Source organism: Halomonas sp. SIMBA_159 (genome assembly GCF_046536035.1).
Classification (GTDB): domain Bacteria; phylum Pseudomonadota; class Gammaproteobacteria; order Pseudomonadales; family Halomonadaceae; genus Vreelandella; species Vreelandella venusta_A.
In genome coordinates, this window is record NZ_JAWJBT010000004.1 from 63,233 (window position 1) to 78,234 (window position 15,002).

11 protein-coding genes are annotated in these 15,002 nt (G+C 59.4%); 9 read left to right on the forward strand and 2 right to left on the reverse strand.

Annotation, left to right across the window (positions count from 1 at the left end):
- Positions 1 to 42 precede the first annotated feature (42 nt).
- Together R0J87_RS03640 and R0J87_RS03645 are read left to right on the forward strand one after the other, a co-directional pair.
- On the forward strand, positions 43 to 1,053 hold the full coding sequence (locus R0J87_RS03640; RefSeq protein ID WP_498884438.1) for a zinc-binding alcohol dehydrogenase family protein: 1,011 nt from the start codon (positions 43 to 45) through the stop codon (positions 1,051 to 1,053).
- A gap of 111 nt (positions 1,054 to 1,164) precedes the next feature.
- Entirely contained in the window at positions 1,165 to 1,968 is an 804-nt protein-coding gene (locus R0J87_RS03645; RefSeq protein WP_404463830.1) for a helix-turn-helix domain-containing protein, read from the forward strand.
- 11 nt (positions 1,969 to 1,979) lie between these two features.
- On the opposite strand, the gene R0J87_RS03650 is transcribed toward R0J87_RS03645, so the two are convergent.
- Positions 1,980 to 2,567: a TetR/AcrR family transcriptional regulator gene (locus R0J87_RS03650; RefSeq protein WP_253507562.1), complete on the reverse strand. Its 588-nt coding sequence runs from the start codon at positions 2,565 to 2,567 to the stop codon at positions 1,980 to 1,982.
- A gap of 215 nt (positions 2,568 to 2,782) precedes the next feature.
- On the opposite strand from R0J87_RS03650, the gene R0J87_RS03655 reads away from it, so the two are divergent.
- From R0J87_RS03655 to R0J87_RS03670, 4 genes are read left to right on the forward strand one after another with little or no spacing between them, the layout of a single operon-like run.
- A complete protein-coding gene (locus R0J87_RS03655; RefSeq protein ID WP_498884440.1) occupies positions 2,783 to 3,988 on the forward strand; it encodes an efflux RND transporter periplasmic adaptor subunit in 1,206 nt (401 codons plus the stop codon).
- Entirely contained in the window at positions 3,985 to 7,083 is a 3,099-nt protein-coding gene (locus tag R0J87_RS03660) for an efflux RND transporter permease subunit (protein ID WP_498884442.1), read from the forward strand. The genes R0J87_RS03655 and R0J87_RS03660 overlap by 4 nt, the downstream gene beginning before the upstream one ends.
- The gene (locus R0J87_RS03665) at positions 7,083 to 8,507 is read left to right on the forward strand and encodes an ATP-binding protein (protein WP_498884443.1); all 1,425 of its coding nucleotides are present in this window, start codon (positions 7,083 to 7,085) and stop codon (positions 8,505 to 8,507) included. Before R0J87_RS03660 ends, R0J87_RS03665 begins: the two co-directional genes overlap by 1 nt.
- A 21-nt stretch (positions 8,508 to 8,528) precedes the next feature.
- Positions 8,529 to 9,275, forward strand: coding sequence for a response regulator (locus R0J87_RS03670; protein ID WP_498884444.1), 747 nt, complete (start codon positions 8,529 to 8,531; stop codon positions 9,273 to 9,275).
- Positions 9,276 to 9,279: 4 nt separating this feature from the next.
- Here R0J87_RS03670 and R0J87_RS03675 read toward each other — a convergent pair whose 3' ends face one another.
- Positions 9,280 to 10,197 carry an alpha/beta hydrolase fold domain-containing protein gene (locus R0J87_RS03675; protein WP_498884445.1) on the reverse strand — a complete coding sequence of 306 codons (918 nt, stop codon included), beginning with the start codon at positions 10,195 to 10,197 and terminating at the stop codon, positions 9,280 to 9,282.
- 206 nt (positions 10,198 to 10,403) lie between these two features.
- Here R0J87_RS03675 and R0J87_RS03680 point away from each other — a divergent pair, with 206 nt between their 5' ends.
- From R0J87_RS03680 to dauA, 3 genes are all read left to right on the forward strand, one after another.
- Positions 10,404 to 10,826 carry a hypothetical protein gene (locus R0J87_RS03680; RefSeq protein ID WP_498884447.1) on the forward strand — a complete coding sequence of 141 codons (423 nt, stop codon included), beginning with the start codon at positions 10,404 to 10,406 and terminating at the stop codon, positions 10,824 to 10,826.
- A gap of 215 nt (positions 10,827 to 11,041) precedes the next feature.
- A complete protein-coding gene (betT, locus tag R0J87_RS03685) occupies positions 11,042 to 13,090 on the forward strand; it encodes a choline BCCT transporter BetT (RefSeq protein WP_404343261.1) in 2,049 nt (682 codons plus the stop codon).
- 150 nt (positions 13,091 to 13,240) lie between these two features.
- A complete protein-coding gene (gene dauA, locus R0J87_RS03690; RefSeq protein ID WP_498884449.1) occupies positions 13,241 to 14,977 on the forward strand; it encodes a C4-dicarboxylic acid transporter DauA in 1,737 nt (578 codons plus the stop codon).
- The last annotated feature ends 25 nt before the right edge of the window (positions 14,978 to 15,002 follow it).

The following is a 15,002-nucleotide window of genomic DNA, read 5'->3' on the forward strand; positions in this document are numbered from 1 at the left end:
CCAGGCATGATGACGCCATTCATCACCCTTTAGAGAGCGACCATGAAAGCATTTGCGTTTACCAAAAGCCTGCCGATCGACCACCCAGACGCCCTGCACGCCGTCGAGCTACCGCTGCCCACCCCCGAGCCCCACGATATTCGCGTCGCGGTGAGCGCGGTTTCCGTTAACCCGGTGGATGCCAAGGTGCGCAAGAGCGCGCTGCCAGAAGGCGGCGAGCCGCGGGTGCTGGGTTACGACGCGGTGGGCGTGGTCGATGCCGTGGGCAGTGCGGTCACTCGCTTTCAGCCGGGTGACCGGGTGTGGTACGCGGGCAGCATCGCACGCCAAGGCTCCAACGCTGAGTACCAGTTGGTCGATGAGCGCATCGCCAGCCTAGCGCCGAAGAGCCTCTCCGACGCCCAGGCCGCCGCCCTGCCGTTAACCGCCATTACCGCCTGGGAACTGCTGTTCGACCGCTTAGAGCTAGGCATGCGCGACACCAAAGGCAAAACCCTGTTAGTGGTAGGGGCTGCGGGTGGCGTTGGCTCGATTCTGATTCAGCTCGCCAAGCAGCTCACCGATATCACCGTGATTGCGACGGCCTCTCGCCCGGAAAGCCAAGCCTGGGTCACGTCGTTAGGCGCGGATGCGGTGATCGACCACCACCAGCCGCTGGATGAAGCGCTCAACGCTGCAGGCTACGAGCAGGTGGATATGGTGATCAGTCTGAACCAAACCGACCACCACTTTGAGGCGATCATCAATGCCTTGAAGCCCCAGGGTAAACTGGCGCTGATCGATGACCCGGAGCTGATCGACGTGCGCAAACTCAAGCTCAAGAGCCTGTCACTGCACTGGGAGCTGATGTTCACGCGGCCGCTGTTTACCACCGAGGACATTGCCAAGCAGCACGATCTATTGGCTGAAGTCGCCGCCATGGTGGATAGCGGCCGTTTAACCACGACGCTGGGTGAGGTGCTTGGCCCCATCACTGCCGATAACCTAACGCGTGCCCACGCGCTGATTGAGAGCAACCGTACCGTGGGTAAGCTGGTGTTAGAGGGCTTCTAACCACGCGCACCGCTTATTTTAAGCGGGCGTAAAGAGCGAGCCGTTGCACTCTTGGGCGCAAGGCGGCACATTAGCCGCACCGCCACCGCCCAAGAGCCTCGAGTCTCGCCCATGCATGATGAATTTGTGGCCAATTTGCGCCTGCTGTGCAGTTACTACCCCTCCATTGCCGACGTGTGCCGTCGCCTGCCCATCAACCGGGCGCAGTTCAACCGCTACCTCAGCGGACGCTACTACCCCAGCCATGCCGCGCTCCAGCGTATTTGCCACTTTTTTGGCGTCACGCCGGACGACATTGCCATGCCCCACCACGATTTTCGGGCGCTGGTACAAACCGGCCAGCTCAATGCCGACACCGCGAGCACCTCGCTGCCCTGGCCCAACGCGCTAATTCAGCGCGGCAGCGAAGGCATGGAGCGCTATCTAGGGCGCTATTTCGAGCTTTATCACTCTATGTCGCGCCCCGGCTATTTAATGCGCACGCTGGTGTGTTTGGAAGAGCGAGAAGGCGGCGTGGTGTATCAGCGCACCGAGCGAATGCAGGTGGTGCCGGGGAAGCGCCCCTGCCATAACCGCTATGTCGGGGCGGCGGTCAAGCTGGCCGACCGGCTGTTTTTGGTCGACCACGAAACCCTCAACGGTCACGAGATCACCCAGACCATTCTATTCCCCAGCTTTCAAAGCCAGGTCACGCGGCTAACGGGCCTGAAAATGGGCGTGGCAGATAACAGCGAGCGCATGCCTTGCTGCGTGCGCGTGGTTTATCAACGCTTGGATGAGCAAATTAGCCTGCGAGACGCGCTGTCACAGTGCGGCTTGGTCGCGCTGGATGACCCGTCGCTGGATGCCTCGCTGCTCGCCGCCGTGAATAACGATGTGGCCAGCGGGGATTACCACTTCCGCGCCCGCCATTGATGCTTGGCAGGCTAGCGGGGGGCCAGTACGTGATCGAACAAAATGGCCTCGAAGTGTTCCATAGGAGCCAGAGATTTGAGCGTTTTGGCGCGCAGAATCGCCCCTTCCCATCCGGAAAGAATGAAACTGGCCAGCGCCTCAGGGGCAACGGCGGTATTGATTGTGCCGTCGGCTTGGGCTTGGCTCAAGCAGGCCACAAAGCGTTTTTCCCAACGCTGAAACACCAAATTCAGGGCGTCACGGAAAGTATCACTCTGCCCGGATAACTCCTGGCCGAGATTACCGATCAAGCAGCCGGTGGTGTGATCGCAGTCGAGCATATGGGCGCGCCCGGTGGCAAAGTAGCGGCGCAAACGCTCAAGGGGCGGCAGGGAGGGGTCTTCCAGCAGCGCCGCTAACGACACGTCGTAATCGTCGGCAAAGCGCTCAATGACCGCCAAGCCGAAATCTTCTTTGCTAGAAAAGTAGTGGTAGAACGAGCCTTTGGGAACACCGCAGGTTTTTAATACAGCATTGATACCCGTCGCGTTATAGCCCTGCTGGGCAATCAGCTCGGCACCAGAATCAATGAGTTTGTCGCGGGTGGCGGTGTTTTTCATAACGTCATACAGACCAGGGAGTCTATGGCTTTTCACATGAATGATGGCAGCTATTGCGCATTCCGTCAGCGTTTGGCGCGAAAAATGCCAACCCCCTTGGGTTGCACACTCTTTGCACAAAGCTTACCTAATCGCTGCGTGGCAATCGGTGATGCTAGCATGATACGCGCTCTTTTCTGGAATTTTCGCTCTCAGCCAACGGATAACGCCCGTCCATGACCCCCTCTCGCTCTTACGCTTTTTCTCAGCAAGGTCGCATCGGCTTCGGTGCTCTGGCAGCGCTATTGGTGTTTGTCGGTGGTTTAGCTCTGGCTTGGTGGATCGTTAGCCAGCCGCCACGGGTCGAGCGCCGCCCGCCGCCACCGCCAACGCCGCCGGTGGTCGATATCATCACCACGGAACAGCAGGTGCAGTCCCCCACGCTGAACGGCTTTGGCCGCGTTGAGGCAGAAAAATCCACCGAGCTTGCCAGCCGCGTAGCGGGCCAGCTAGAGCGCTTTGGCGATGGCGTGCTGCCTGGGCGAGTCGTGGAGCAAGGGGAGCCTTTGGCCCACATCGACCAAGCCGACCTGCGCTTAACGTTAGAAGACGCCGAAGCCCAGTTGGCGAATGCTCAGGCGCAGCTCGCCTTAGAGCAGGCCGAGCAGCAGCGCGCGCGCAGCGAGTACGAATCTTTTGGCCGCCAGCTCAGCGCCGAACGCCGCGCGCTGGTGCTGCGTGAACCGCAGCTCCGTCAGGCCCAGGCTCAACTGACCCAAGCCCGCGTGGTGCGTGACCAAGCGGCGCTCAACCTAGAGCGTGCGACCTTAACCGCCCCGTGGCGCGCCATGGTGCAAGAGCGTTTGGTGGGCGCTGGCAGCCTGTTAAGCCAAGGCACTGCTGTCGCAAGCCTAGTCGGCGTTGAGCAGTTTTGGGTGCGTGCTTCGCTTCCTGGCGAAACGCTGGATTGGCTATCGCCGGGGGGGAGCGTCACGCTGACCAGCCAAGGCTGGCCAGAAGGCGCCTCTCGGGAAGGCACGTTGCTCTCTATTCTGCCCAACCTCGAAGAGAACGGCCTTCAGGCCCAGCTGTTGATCGCCGTGGATGATCCGCTGGCGCTCAACCAGGACGGCCCCGCCCTGCGCTTGGGCGATGTGCTGCGCGTGGCGTTTCATACCTCCGCCGAAGAGCCCTTGATTGCGCTGCCCTCAGCCGCACTTCGCCCCGGCGAGCAGGTGTGGTGGGTGGATGAAGATAATCGCCTGCAAAGCACCCAGGTCACGCTCGCCTATCGCGGCCAGGAAGAAGTGCTGATACGCAGCGGCCTAGAGCCCGGCCAGCGGGTAGTGACTGCCGGGCTGGCCCAACCCCGAGAGGGCCAGGAAGTGCGTATTCGCCAGCGTGGCGATACCCCCGCTCAGGATGAGGGAGCGGCTCAATGATGCGTAAAGGCCCGCTGGCGTGGATGGTCGATCACGGCGTCGCTCCTAACCTGATGATGGCACTGTTTATCATCGGCGGGTTAATGGCATCGCTGGCGATCAAAAAAGAAGTGTTCCCTGAGTTCGAGACCGAAATCGTTCAGGTCACCATCAGCTATCCAGGTGCCACGCCCGAGGATGTGGAGCAGAGCCTGCTGCTGCCGGTCGAGGCCGCGATTGCCGATGTGGAAGGCATCGATGAACTGACCGCCAGCGCCAGCGAAGGCAGCGGGGTGGTGAGCGCCACGCTGATTGATGGCGTGGACGTGATGCGGGCGTATCAGGATATTCAGCAATCCGTGAACGCCATCACCACCCTGCCCGCCGCCGCCGACCCGCCCCGCTTCACCCTGGCAGGCCGCTCGCGCAGCGTGGTCAGCCTTCAGGTGTATGGCAACGTTGGCTTGGCCGAGCTTCACGACGCCGCCGAGAACGTACGCGCCGAGCTGCAGGCCACCAGCGGTATTTCCCGCGCAGAGCTTTCCGGCAACCGCGAACGGGAAATCCAGGTTCATTTGGATGATGAGGCCATCGAGCGCTTCGGGTTGGATCATCAGCAGTTGGCGAGCCGCATCGCCGAGGAAGCGCTGGATCTTGCCAGCGGCCAGCTCACAACCGACGAGGGTGAGTGGCTGATTCGCTACCAGGGGCGGCGCAACAGTGCCGAAGAGTTTGCCGAACTGCCCATCTTGAACACAGCCCAGGGTGCGCCCGTTATGCTCGGCGATATCGCCAGAGTGAGCGAAGGCTTTGCCGAAACCGACCGGGAGGAGTTTTACAACGGCCAGCCGGGGCTATCGGTGGATGTGTATCAAATCGGCGACCAAACGCCCACGAGTATTTCTAATGCGGTTTACGGGGAGTTAGAGCGGCTGCAGGCCAACCTGCCTGAAGGCGTCAGCCTGGACGTTTCACGGGATAGCTCGGAAGTCTACGAAGACCGCCTCAGCCTGCTGCTGAAAAACGCCTGGATGGGCTTGGCTCTGGTACTGATTTTGATGGCGCTGTTTCTAGAGGCGCGGCTGGCCTTTTGGGTCACGCTAGGCATTCCCACGGCGTTTTTAGGGGCCATGCTGTTTCTGCCCTGGGTCGGCGTATCGCTCAATATGATGTCGATGTTCGCCTTTATCATCGCCCTCGGCATCGTGGTGGATGACGCCATCATGGTGGGCGAAAACATCTACAGCTACCGAGAGCAGGGCTACTCGCTGCGAGATGCAGCGGTTAAAGGCGCTCAAGAAATTGCCACCCCGCTGACCTTTGCCATCCTCTCCAATATCGTCGCGTTTCTCCCGCTGCTGTTCCTGCCGGGCTTTTTAGGGCTGATTTTTGCCACCGTGCCGGTGGTGGTGATTACCGTGTTTATTATCTCGCTAGTGGAAGCGCTGTTTATTCTGCCCGCCCACTTGGCCCACGCCAGCAAGCCCCGCCAAACGCCCGCGTGGCAGCGGCCTATCGAAGCGGTGCGACTCAGTATGCAGCGCGGTTTGCATCACTTCACCTATCAACAGTTTGAACCCCTGTTACAGCGCGCGCTCAATCAGCGCCTGCTGACCGTCTCTATTGGCGTCGCCATTCTCTGCGTGGCCATGGCCTGGGCAATGAGCGGGCGGTTGGGTTTTTCGCTGATGCCTCGGGTCGAGTCTGATCAGGTGCAAGCCACCGTCACCCTGCCGATTGGCAGCCATATCAGCGTGAGCCGCGAGCTAAGCCAACAGCTCCTCGATGCCGCCGCGCAGCTCAGCGAGCAGGAAGAAACGCTCACCTTCAGCAGTACCCGTAGCAGCCTAGATGGCGAAAGCCTGGAAGTGCGTTTGGATATCGCGCCGGAAAGCCTGGATGCCTGGCCCCCTTCTCGCATTGCCCAGAAGTGGCGGGATCTCACCGGGGATCTGTTAGGCGCGCAGTCGGTACGTTTTGAGTCTGACTTTGGCGGCCCCGGTAGCGGGGCGGCGCTGAGCCTGCGGCTCTCCCACCCCAATACCCAAGTACTAGAAGACGCCGCCGCAGGTTTGGCAGAACGGTTGGCAGAGTATGGCTTAACCGATATCGACAGCGGCCTAGGCGATGGCAAGCCGCAGCTAGAGATGCGTCTCTCCGCCGAAGGGCGTTCACTCGGGCTGACCGGCAGCGACCTCGCCCAGGCGCTGCGCGGCCCGCTGCAAGGAGCCACGGCGGTGGAGCAGTTTATCGGCCGCCAGGAGGTGAGCGTGGAAGTGCGCCTGCCGGAGCAGTCGCGCAACAGCCTTAGCGAGCTATACCGCCTGCCGATAAGAACCCCCGACGGGATGAGCGTGCCGCTCTCTAGAGTCGCGGATATCACTCTGAGCCAAGCCTCCAGCAGCCTGCAGCGAATCGATGGGCGGCGGATTATCACCGTCACCGCCGATTCAGAGGGCGATCAAGCGATTAACCAAGTGCTCGCCACCCTTCAAGAAGAGGTCTTCCCCACGCTCAGCAACACCTGGCCTGGGCTTGAAGTCAGCATGGGTGGCCGCCAACAGGACACCGCCGACAACCTCGCCACCCTGCGTAACGCCATGTGGCTGATGTTAGCCGCTCTCTATGCGCTGCTCGCTATTCCGTTCAGAAGCTACCTGCAGCCGCTGTTGGTGATGGCCGCAATACCGTTTGGCATTGTCGGCGCGGTGGGCGGGCATATGCTGATGGGCTTTGGGCTGTCGATCATCAGCCTATTAGGTATGCTAGCGCTCTCCGGCGTGGTGATTAACGATGCGCTGGTGTTGATCGACTACGCTAACCGTAAGCGACGGGAAGGCATGGCGCCTCGCGAAGCGATTGTGGCCGCCGCCACCCGTCGCTTGCGGCCGATTATGATGACCACGCTGACTACGTTCCTGGGGCTTGCGCCGATGATTTTGGAAACCTCACGCCAGGCACGCTTTATGATCCCCATGGCGATTTCGCTAGGCTTTGGCATGCTCTTCGCCACCATGATTCTGCTGCTGGTAGTGCCCTGCCTCTATTTAGGGCTGGAAAATCTGCGTGAACGGTTAAACGCGCCGCGACAACCTAGCCAGCAGGGCGTGAACTAATGAGTAGATGGACCCGATTGCGCCAATGGCGGCCCTCGCGGCTAGGGCTAAAGCTGTTCGTGGCGATTCTCAGCGTTAACGTGGCCATCGCGGCGAGCGTATTTCTGGCGGTCTCGTACAGTATCGACCGCGGCTTTCTGGAGTATCTCAATCAGGCCCAGGAGCGGCGGGCCACGCTGCTCGCCGATGGACTGATTACCCGCTGGGAAACCCAGGGCGACTGGGCTTGGTTAGAAACGTCGCCTGATCGTTGGCCCTATATTGTGCGCTTTGAGCTCGGCCAGGAGCATCGCGACCGCCCTTCTCCCCTTGGCGAAGCCCAGGATTTCGCTCTGCGCGATAGCGAAGGCGATTACGTGGTGCCCCCGGTAGATGCGCCACGCGGTTCGATGGGCTGGCGCTGGCTAACGCTGTATAGCGAGATGACCCCAAGCGGCCAGCGGGAAGCCATCGGTACGCTGGGGTTTCGCCCGCCGCAGGAGATGATGGAGCGCATGGAAAGCCGCTTTCTGGAGCGCCAGCAGCGTAACCTAGTGCTTATCGTGATCTCGCTGGGCCTTGCCTCGCTGCTGCTGGCGGGCGGGCTCTCATGGTGGCTGGGTCGACGCACCCGCGCCTTGGCCGGTGCTACGCTGCGCTTAACCGAAGGCGACTACCACACCCGCCTGCCAGAGCGTGGCAAAGACGAGCTTTCCCGCCTAGCTCGGGATTTCAACGTGCTAGCTGCCACGCTTGAAGCCAGCCGTGAAGCCCGCACCCGCTGGGTCTCGGACACCGCCCATGAGCTGCGCACCCCGCTGGCCGTGCTGCGGGGTGAAATTGAAGCCATGCAGGACGGCATCCGCCCGCTGAATCAGGAAAACTTAAGTTCGCTGGCTCAGGAAGTGGCTCAGCTAGAGCGCTTAGTAGCCGATTTACGCCTGCTCTCCCAAAGCGATGCGGGCGCGCTGGATATCCAGCTTGCCCCCATGAACCTGAGCGAAAGCCTGGAAAGCCGCCTGCACGATGCCGACCGCTGGCTAGAAGAGAGCGGTCTCAGCCTCACCACGGTCCTGGCCGATAATGTAATGATTCGCGGCGATGCCCAACGGCTGCGCCAGCTGTGGAGCAACCTGCTGGATAACAGCTGCGCCTACACCCAGCCGCCTGGCAAGCTAAGCGTTGCCCTGACCTGCGAGCGGGGCCACGCAGTGATTACCTGGCAAGATAGTGCCCCCGGCGTCCCCGAAGAGGAGCTGTCACGTTTAACCGAGCGGCTCTACCGGGTGGAAGGTTCGCGCAACCGCGCCAGCGGTGGCAGCGGCCTGGGGCTTTCTATCGCCAGCGCGCTGGTGACGGCACATGGCGGCACGCTCACCCCCAGCGCCTCGGCGCTGGGTGGCTTAACTTGGACCCTACGATTGCCACTGTTAACCGCCTCTTAAACGACCATAAGCGAGCTGACTATGTCTCAGAGTGATTCACATCCCGACGCATTACCTCAAGATGGTTTACCCCAGGACGCTTCCCTGCTGATCGTTGAGGATGAGCCCAAAATCGCTCGGCTCATGGCCGATTACTTACAAAGCAACCATTTTGCGCCCAGCATTATCAGCCACGGCAATGAGGTGATCCCCTGGCTCACTCAGCACTCGCCTGAACTGGTGCTGCTGGATGTCATGCTACCGGGCAAAGATGGCCTGACGCTGTGCCGGGAAATCCGCCAACAGTGGCTCAAGCTACCCATCATTATGGTCACCGCCAAGGTAGAAGAGGTGGACCGGCTGCTGGGGCTTGAGCTGGGTGCGGATGATTACATCTGCAAACCCTTCAGCCCCCGTGAAGTGGTGGCACGCGTGAAGGCCGTGCTACGCCGCAGCCATGCCGCCGCCCAGGTAGACGTCCCCAGCACCGCTAAAAAAGCCCCCGTCACGCTGGATGAAGAGGGCTGGCAGGCACTGGCCGACGGCCAGGATCTGGGCTTAACGGCGGTCGAGTTTCAACTGCTGCGCGTGATGATGCAGTCACCAGGGCGCATTTTCAGCCGCGAACAGCTGATGGATCATATGTACCGTGATAACCGTATCGTGTCTGAACGCACGGTCGACAGCCACATCAAAAAGCTGCGCAAAAAGATCACTGAAGCTCTGCCCGAGCAGGAAATTATTCGCTCGGTTTACGGGGTGGGTTACAAATATCAGCCGGAAGGGTGAACCATTATTCAGGCTGTACCTGCTGATTAAGAAACGCGATGCCCGCTTCAATGGCGCTGCCTTTCAACAAGAAGCTGGCAAAGTGGCCCCGGCCGCGCTGTAAATAAAGCTCGCTGGGAATGCCTTGGGCTTGTAGCGCGGCATAAAAGTCGGTGGCGTGATCAACGGGCACGAGTTGATCCCAACTGCCATGAAACAGGAAAAACGGCGGAGCGTTCGCGGTGATTTGCCGTGCCGGGGACGCCAGTGCGTAAGCGTCAGGCTGCTCGGCTCGGGTACCGCCAATAAAATCAATCACTAGGCGACCATCGTTAAATTTCAGCAGGTCGCTGGGCAGTCCGCCTGCGACCACCGCTGCCAAGCGGGCATGCTCGCCCCCATAGGGCTCTGCCAGCGGGCCTTCACTGCCAGCAAGCGCCAGCAGGCTGACTAGGTGGGCGCCGGATGAAAAGCCCACGCCAACAATGCGATCAGTATCGACCTGCCACTCGCCAGCATTCTCATGTATCCAGGCCATCGCCTGCTGCAAATCATGCAACTGCGCGGGGAAGCGATAGTCAGGTGCAAAGCGGTGCTCAATATTGACCGTCACATACCCCTGCGACGCCAACTGCTCGGCAATGCCTTCCATATCCTCAGGGCCGCGATTGCGCCAGCCGCCGCCGTGCACCACCAGAGCGGCCGGGCGCAGCGCTTCGCTGTGCAACTCAGGCAGCAGCACGTAAGCGTTCAACGCCTCGGGCCAATCGTCCGGCGTATAGGGCTGGGCATCAAGGCGAGTAAACGGCTGAGGTTCTTTTAACGCGCTTTGCTCAATGGCGGGAGCCCCCTGACTCACCTGATGGGTGGCACCACACCCGCTCAGCAGCAATACCAGCGCGCTAAGGCTGACGAGTTGGCGTATCCTTCTGAGTTCTGGCATCTCTTACTCCTGTTGGCGGCACTATTGGCGATGCTTTCGCGATATTCGCGATAGGTAATGGCGTCCCCTCACCGATGACCTATGCCGCGCCTTGCTGCTATTGAGAAGGTCACGGTTGTTGCACACTTTGTGCAAACGATTTACACCAAGCCCGTTAATACTGACATCGTCAAATTACCATGTATTCATTAGAAACGAGGTATGCCATGAAGATGTCACTACGTCAGCTATTTGCCCCTGCCCTGCTCGCCGTTGCCCTTACACCGTTGGCGTTTACCGCCCAGGCGGACCACCACGAAGAGCGTGGCATGGACCGTGAAGCTATGATGGAACGCATGGAAGAGCGTCGCCAGGAAGTATATCAACGCGCAGAACTGAGCGAAGAGCAGCAAACAGCGCTTAACGAAGCACACGCTGAGCACCGCGAAGCCGTGCTTACCCTGCGTGAAGAGCATCAGGCCCGCGTTGCTGAGATTTTATCGGAAGAAGAACAGCAGGCACTGCGTGATGCCATGCACGAGATGCACGCTGAGTACCGCCAAGAGCATGGCCATGGAGAGCAAGGAAAGCGCGGCCATCACGGTGACTCAGCCCAGGAAATGGATGCCGAAGAAACGGCTACCGAATAAGCGTTTATTTAGCGTCAAACTAGCCCCAAGCGCCCAGCCTAGCTGGGCGTGTTTGTTTCTATACTACTCAACATGCACATGACTCCCCGCTAACCTTACCCCACCACTTTAGGCGTACAACTTGAAGTGAACACGTAAACCGCGTATTTTATTTGAACGTTCATTCAAAAATAACGTGTCACTTATCTTTGTCTTAACAACAGGAGTCCGCCTCCATGGCGAAAGACAACCCTACCCTCCCCTCACGAGACCGCCTGAACCCCGTGGTTTTCCACGGCAGCGTTGCGGGTATTCTCGTGTTTCTTATCGTGACGATGCTGTTCACCGAACAAGCAGGCGCCTTTTTTGATGCAGGCCTTGCCTGGGTGAGCAAAACGTTTGGCTGGTACTACATGCTAGCGATCGTGGCCTACCTCGTGTTCGTGGTGGTGATTGGTATGTCGCGTTTTGGCAGCATACGTTTAGGGCCCGACCACTCGCGCCCTGAGTTTTCGTTGCTGTCATGGTCAGCCATGCTGTTTGCTGCAGGCATTGGTATTGACCTGTTGTTTTTCAGCGTAGCCGAGCCGGTTGCCCACTACTTGGCACCGCCCGACTTAACGCCTGAAAGCCAAGAGGCCATGCGCAACGCCGTCGTGCAAACCTATCTGCACTGGGGCCTTTCCGGTTGGGGCCTGTACGTGCTGATGGGTATGGCGCTGGCTTATTTCAGCTACCGCCACCGCTTGCCGCTGGCCATTCGCAGTGCGCTCTACCCGCTACTGGGTAAGCGTATTCATGGCCCGATTGGTAACGCCGTCGATATTACTGCGGTCATTTCTACCGTGTTCGGTATCGCCACGAGTCTCGGTATTGGGGTAATTCAGCTTAACTATGGCCTGAACTACATGTTCGACGTGCCAGAAACGCTGACCGTGCAAATCATCTTGATCGGCCTGGTTGTGATATTGGCCACCATCTCCGTGGTCACGGGCGTTGAGAAAGGCATCCGTCGCCTGTCTGAGTTCAACATGCTGTTGGCGCTGGCGCTGATGCTGTTTGTGCTGTTCTCTGGCGATACCCTGGTACTGCTGGATAAAGTCGTCAATAACGCAGGTGACTACCTTTCTGGCTTTGTAGCGGCAAGTTTCGACACCTACGCCTTTGCCGATGAAGGTGCCCAAGAGTGGAAGATGTGGTGGACCATCTTCTTCTGGGGCTGGTGGATCGCTTGGACGCCCTTTGTGGGACTGTTCCTGGCACGTATTTCACGCGGCCGTACTATTCGTCAGTTTGTGGCCGGTGCGCTGTTTATTCCGCTGTCGTTCATGATGGTGTGGATGTCGATTTTCGGTAATAGCGGCATTGAGCTGGTCGCTAACCAAGGCGTTGTCGAACTGGGCGAGCAGGCACTTAACTCGCCGCAAACCACGCTGTATACGCTGCTTGAGTACTACCCCTATGTGGGCATTACCGCCGCCGTCGTGACCGTTCTGGGTATCGTGTTCTTCATTACCTCAGCGGACTCTGGCGCGCTGGTACTGGCCAACTTCACCTCGATTTTAAGCGACGTGAACCACGATGCGCCGGTGAAGCTGCGTATCTTCTGGTCGGCGGTGATTGGCCTGATTACCGTGGCCTTGCTGATGGCGGGTGGCTTAAACGCGCTACAAAGCGCAGTCGTGATTACGGCGTTGCCCTTCTCGGTGGTCATCTTCGCCATTATGGTGGGCACCTATAAAGCGCTGAAACTGGAAGGCAGCAAAGCCGATGCTCGCCGCATGATTGCAGGCGGTGCCCCCGGCGGCGACTGGCGTGAGCGTTTAGATCGCGCGCTGGACACCTCTAATCGTGCAGGTGCCGCCGCGACCATTGAGCACTCGATTCGCCCAGCGATGACACAGTTTGCCCAAGAGCTTGAGAGCCGTGGCCAAACCGCTAACGTCACTGAAGAGCAGGTTGAGGGTGAATCCCTGCCCAACCTGATGTTGCAGGTCGACTTTGGCGACGCCACCAGCTTTGTCTATCAGGTGTGCCCGCATCGCATGCGTACACCAAACTTCATTCCCGCGGACGACGATTTCTACGTGCGTTTGGATGTGTACCTTGCCGAGGGCGGCCAGGATAAAGATCTCAACGGCTACACCCGGGGTCAGGTGATTGGTGACCTTGTGGCAGAGTACGAACGCCACCTGCACTTCCTCACCCTGGCGGGCCAGCAAATGGGCCATGTACAGGCGATGCCTGGCACTATCGGCGAACCGCCGGAAGATGCCCAAATGTAGTGGCATTAGCTTTTCCGCTAGAAGAACAATCCCGGCCTGCGTGCCGGGATTTTTTATGACACCACGTCAAGACTAACGCCTTGTTGTGAGAAACCAGACTCAAGCGTAGCGTTATAGCTCGTTTTCTTTATGGCTAAGGAGGGCTGCGCCATGTCTCGCGACCATCGTCCTTCGGGATACGTTTTCCCGATGCCCGGCAGTGCGCTACTAAAAGCGTGGCGTGAAGGCTATACGCTGAGCACATTAAAGCGCGATGTGATGGCGGGCCTCACCATCGGCGTGGTCGCCGTGCCACTCTCCATGGCGTTAGCGATTGCCACAGGCGTGCCGCCACAACACGGGCTGTACACCGCGATTGTCGCGGGCGCGGTGATTGCGCTAACCGGCGGGTCAAGGTTTAACATCTCCGGTCCTACCGCGGCTTTCGTGGTTATTCTCTTTCCTATTGTCGCCCAGCATGGCTTGGGCGGGCTGCTCATCGCCACGTTAATGGCAGGCGCTATTTTGGTGGCGCTCGGGCTTTCCCGGCTGGGCAGCCTGATTCAGTACGTTCCCTACCCGGTGATTCTTGGCTTCACCGCAGGCATCGGCGTGGTGATTGCGCTGCTGCAACTGCCTGACTTTCTCGGTTTAAGCGGCGTCGCGCTCGGCGACAGCACCCTACATAATCTCATGTTAATTGGCCAAGCGCTGCCGACCCTGTCGGTAGCAGAAATCAGTGTAGGACTTGTCACTTTGGCAGCGCTGTTAACGTGGCCACGCTTAAAAACGCCGGTTCCCGCACCGCTGGTCGGCTTAGCCGTGGGCACGCTGGCCGCCACGCTATTGCTGTGGGGCGGCATTGAGGTAGATACCATCGCCTCGCGCTTTCGCTGGGAATTCGAGGGTGAAAGCGGCACCGGTATTCCCCCGTTCGCGCCTAGCTTTACCGCGCCCTGGCATTTTCCGGGGGCAGATGGCACGCCGCTTGAGATCAACTTTGCCCTCATTCAATCACTACTAGGCCCCGCCTTAGCGATTGCGCTACTCGCCGCCATTGAATCGCTGCTGTGTGCCGTGGTGGCGGACGGTTTAACCCGTACCCGCCATGACCCGAACGCAGAGTTGATCGGCCAGGGGCTTGGCAACTTAGTGGTGCCCTTTTTTGGCGGTATCACCGCGACAGCCGCCATGGCCCGCACCGCCACCAATATTAAAAGCGGCGCTTTTTCACCGGTGGCTGCTGTGGTGCATTCGCTAGTGGTATTGCTCGCCGTGGTTGCGCTGGCAGGCCTGCTAGGGTTTGTGCCGATGGCGGCCCTGGCTGCACTGCTGTTTGTCATTGCCTGGAATATGAGTGAAGCCCGCCACTTTATGCATACGTTAAGAAGTGCCCCGGCCAGCGATGTGTGGGTACTGGTGATCTGCTTCGCGCTGACGGTCATTTTTGACATGGTCATCGCGGTGGCCGTGGGTATTGGCCTAGCCGCGGCGCTGTTTATTCGTCGTATGGCCCAGTTGACCAACACCCAACGCTTAGCCGCGCCTTCTTCAGGCGAGCACTTCCCGCCGGAAGTCGCGCTTTATAAAATCACCGGCCCGCTGTTTTTCGGAGCCGCAGAGAAAGCCATTGCCACCTTGCGGGTGATCGATCACAACGTGAGGATTGTGGTTCTGGATATGCGCGATGTACCAAGCCTGGATACCACCGCCATGGTGGCACTGGATACGCTGCGCCGTGAACTGGGCGAGCAAGGGGTGGGCGTCATATTTGTCGGGCTGCCACCCCGGATGGCGCTGAAAATAAAGCGTGCGGGCATTCATCGTGAAGTCGGTAAATTGGCCGTGGTAAGCAACCTCGCCCACGCCGAGCGCATGGCGCGCCGCTGGTTGGGTCACGCATGCTAAAGGTACCACGCCATAAAAAAACATC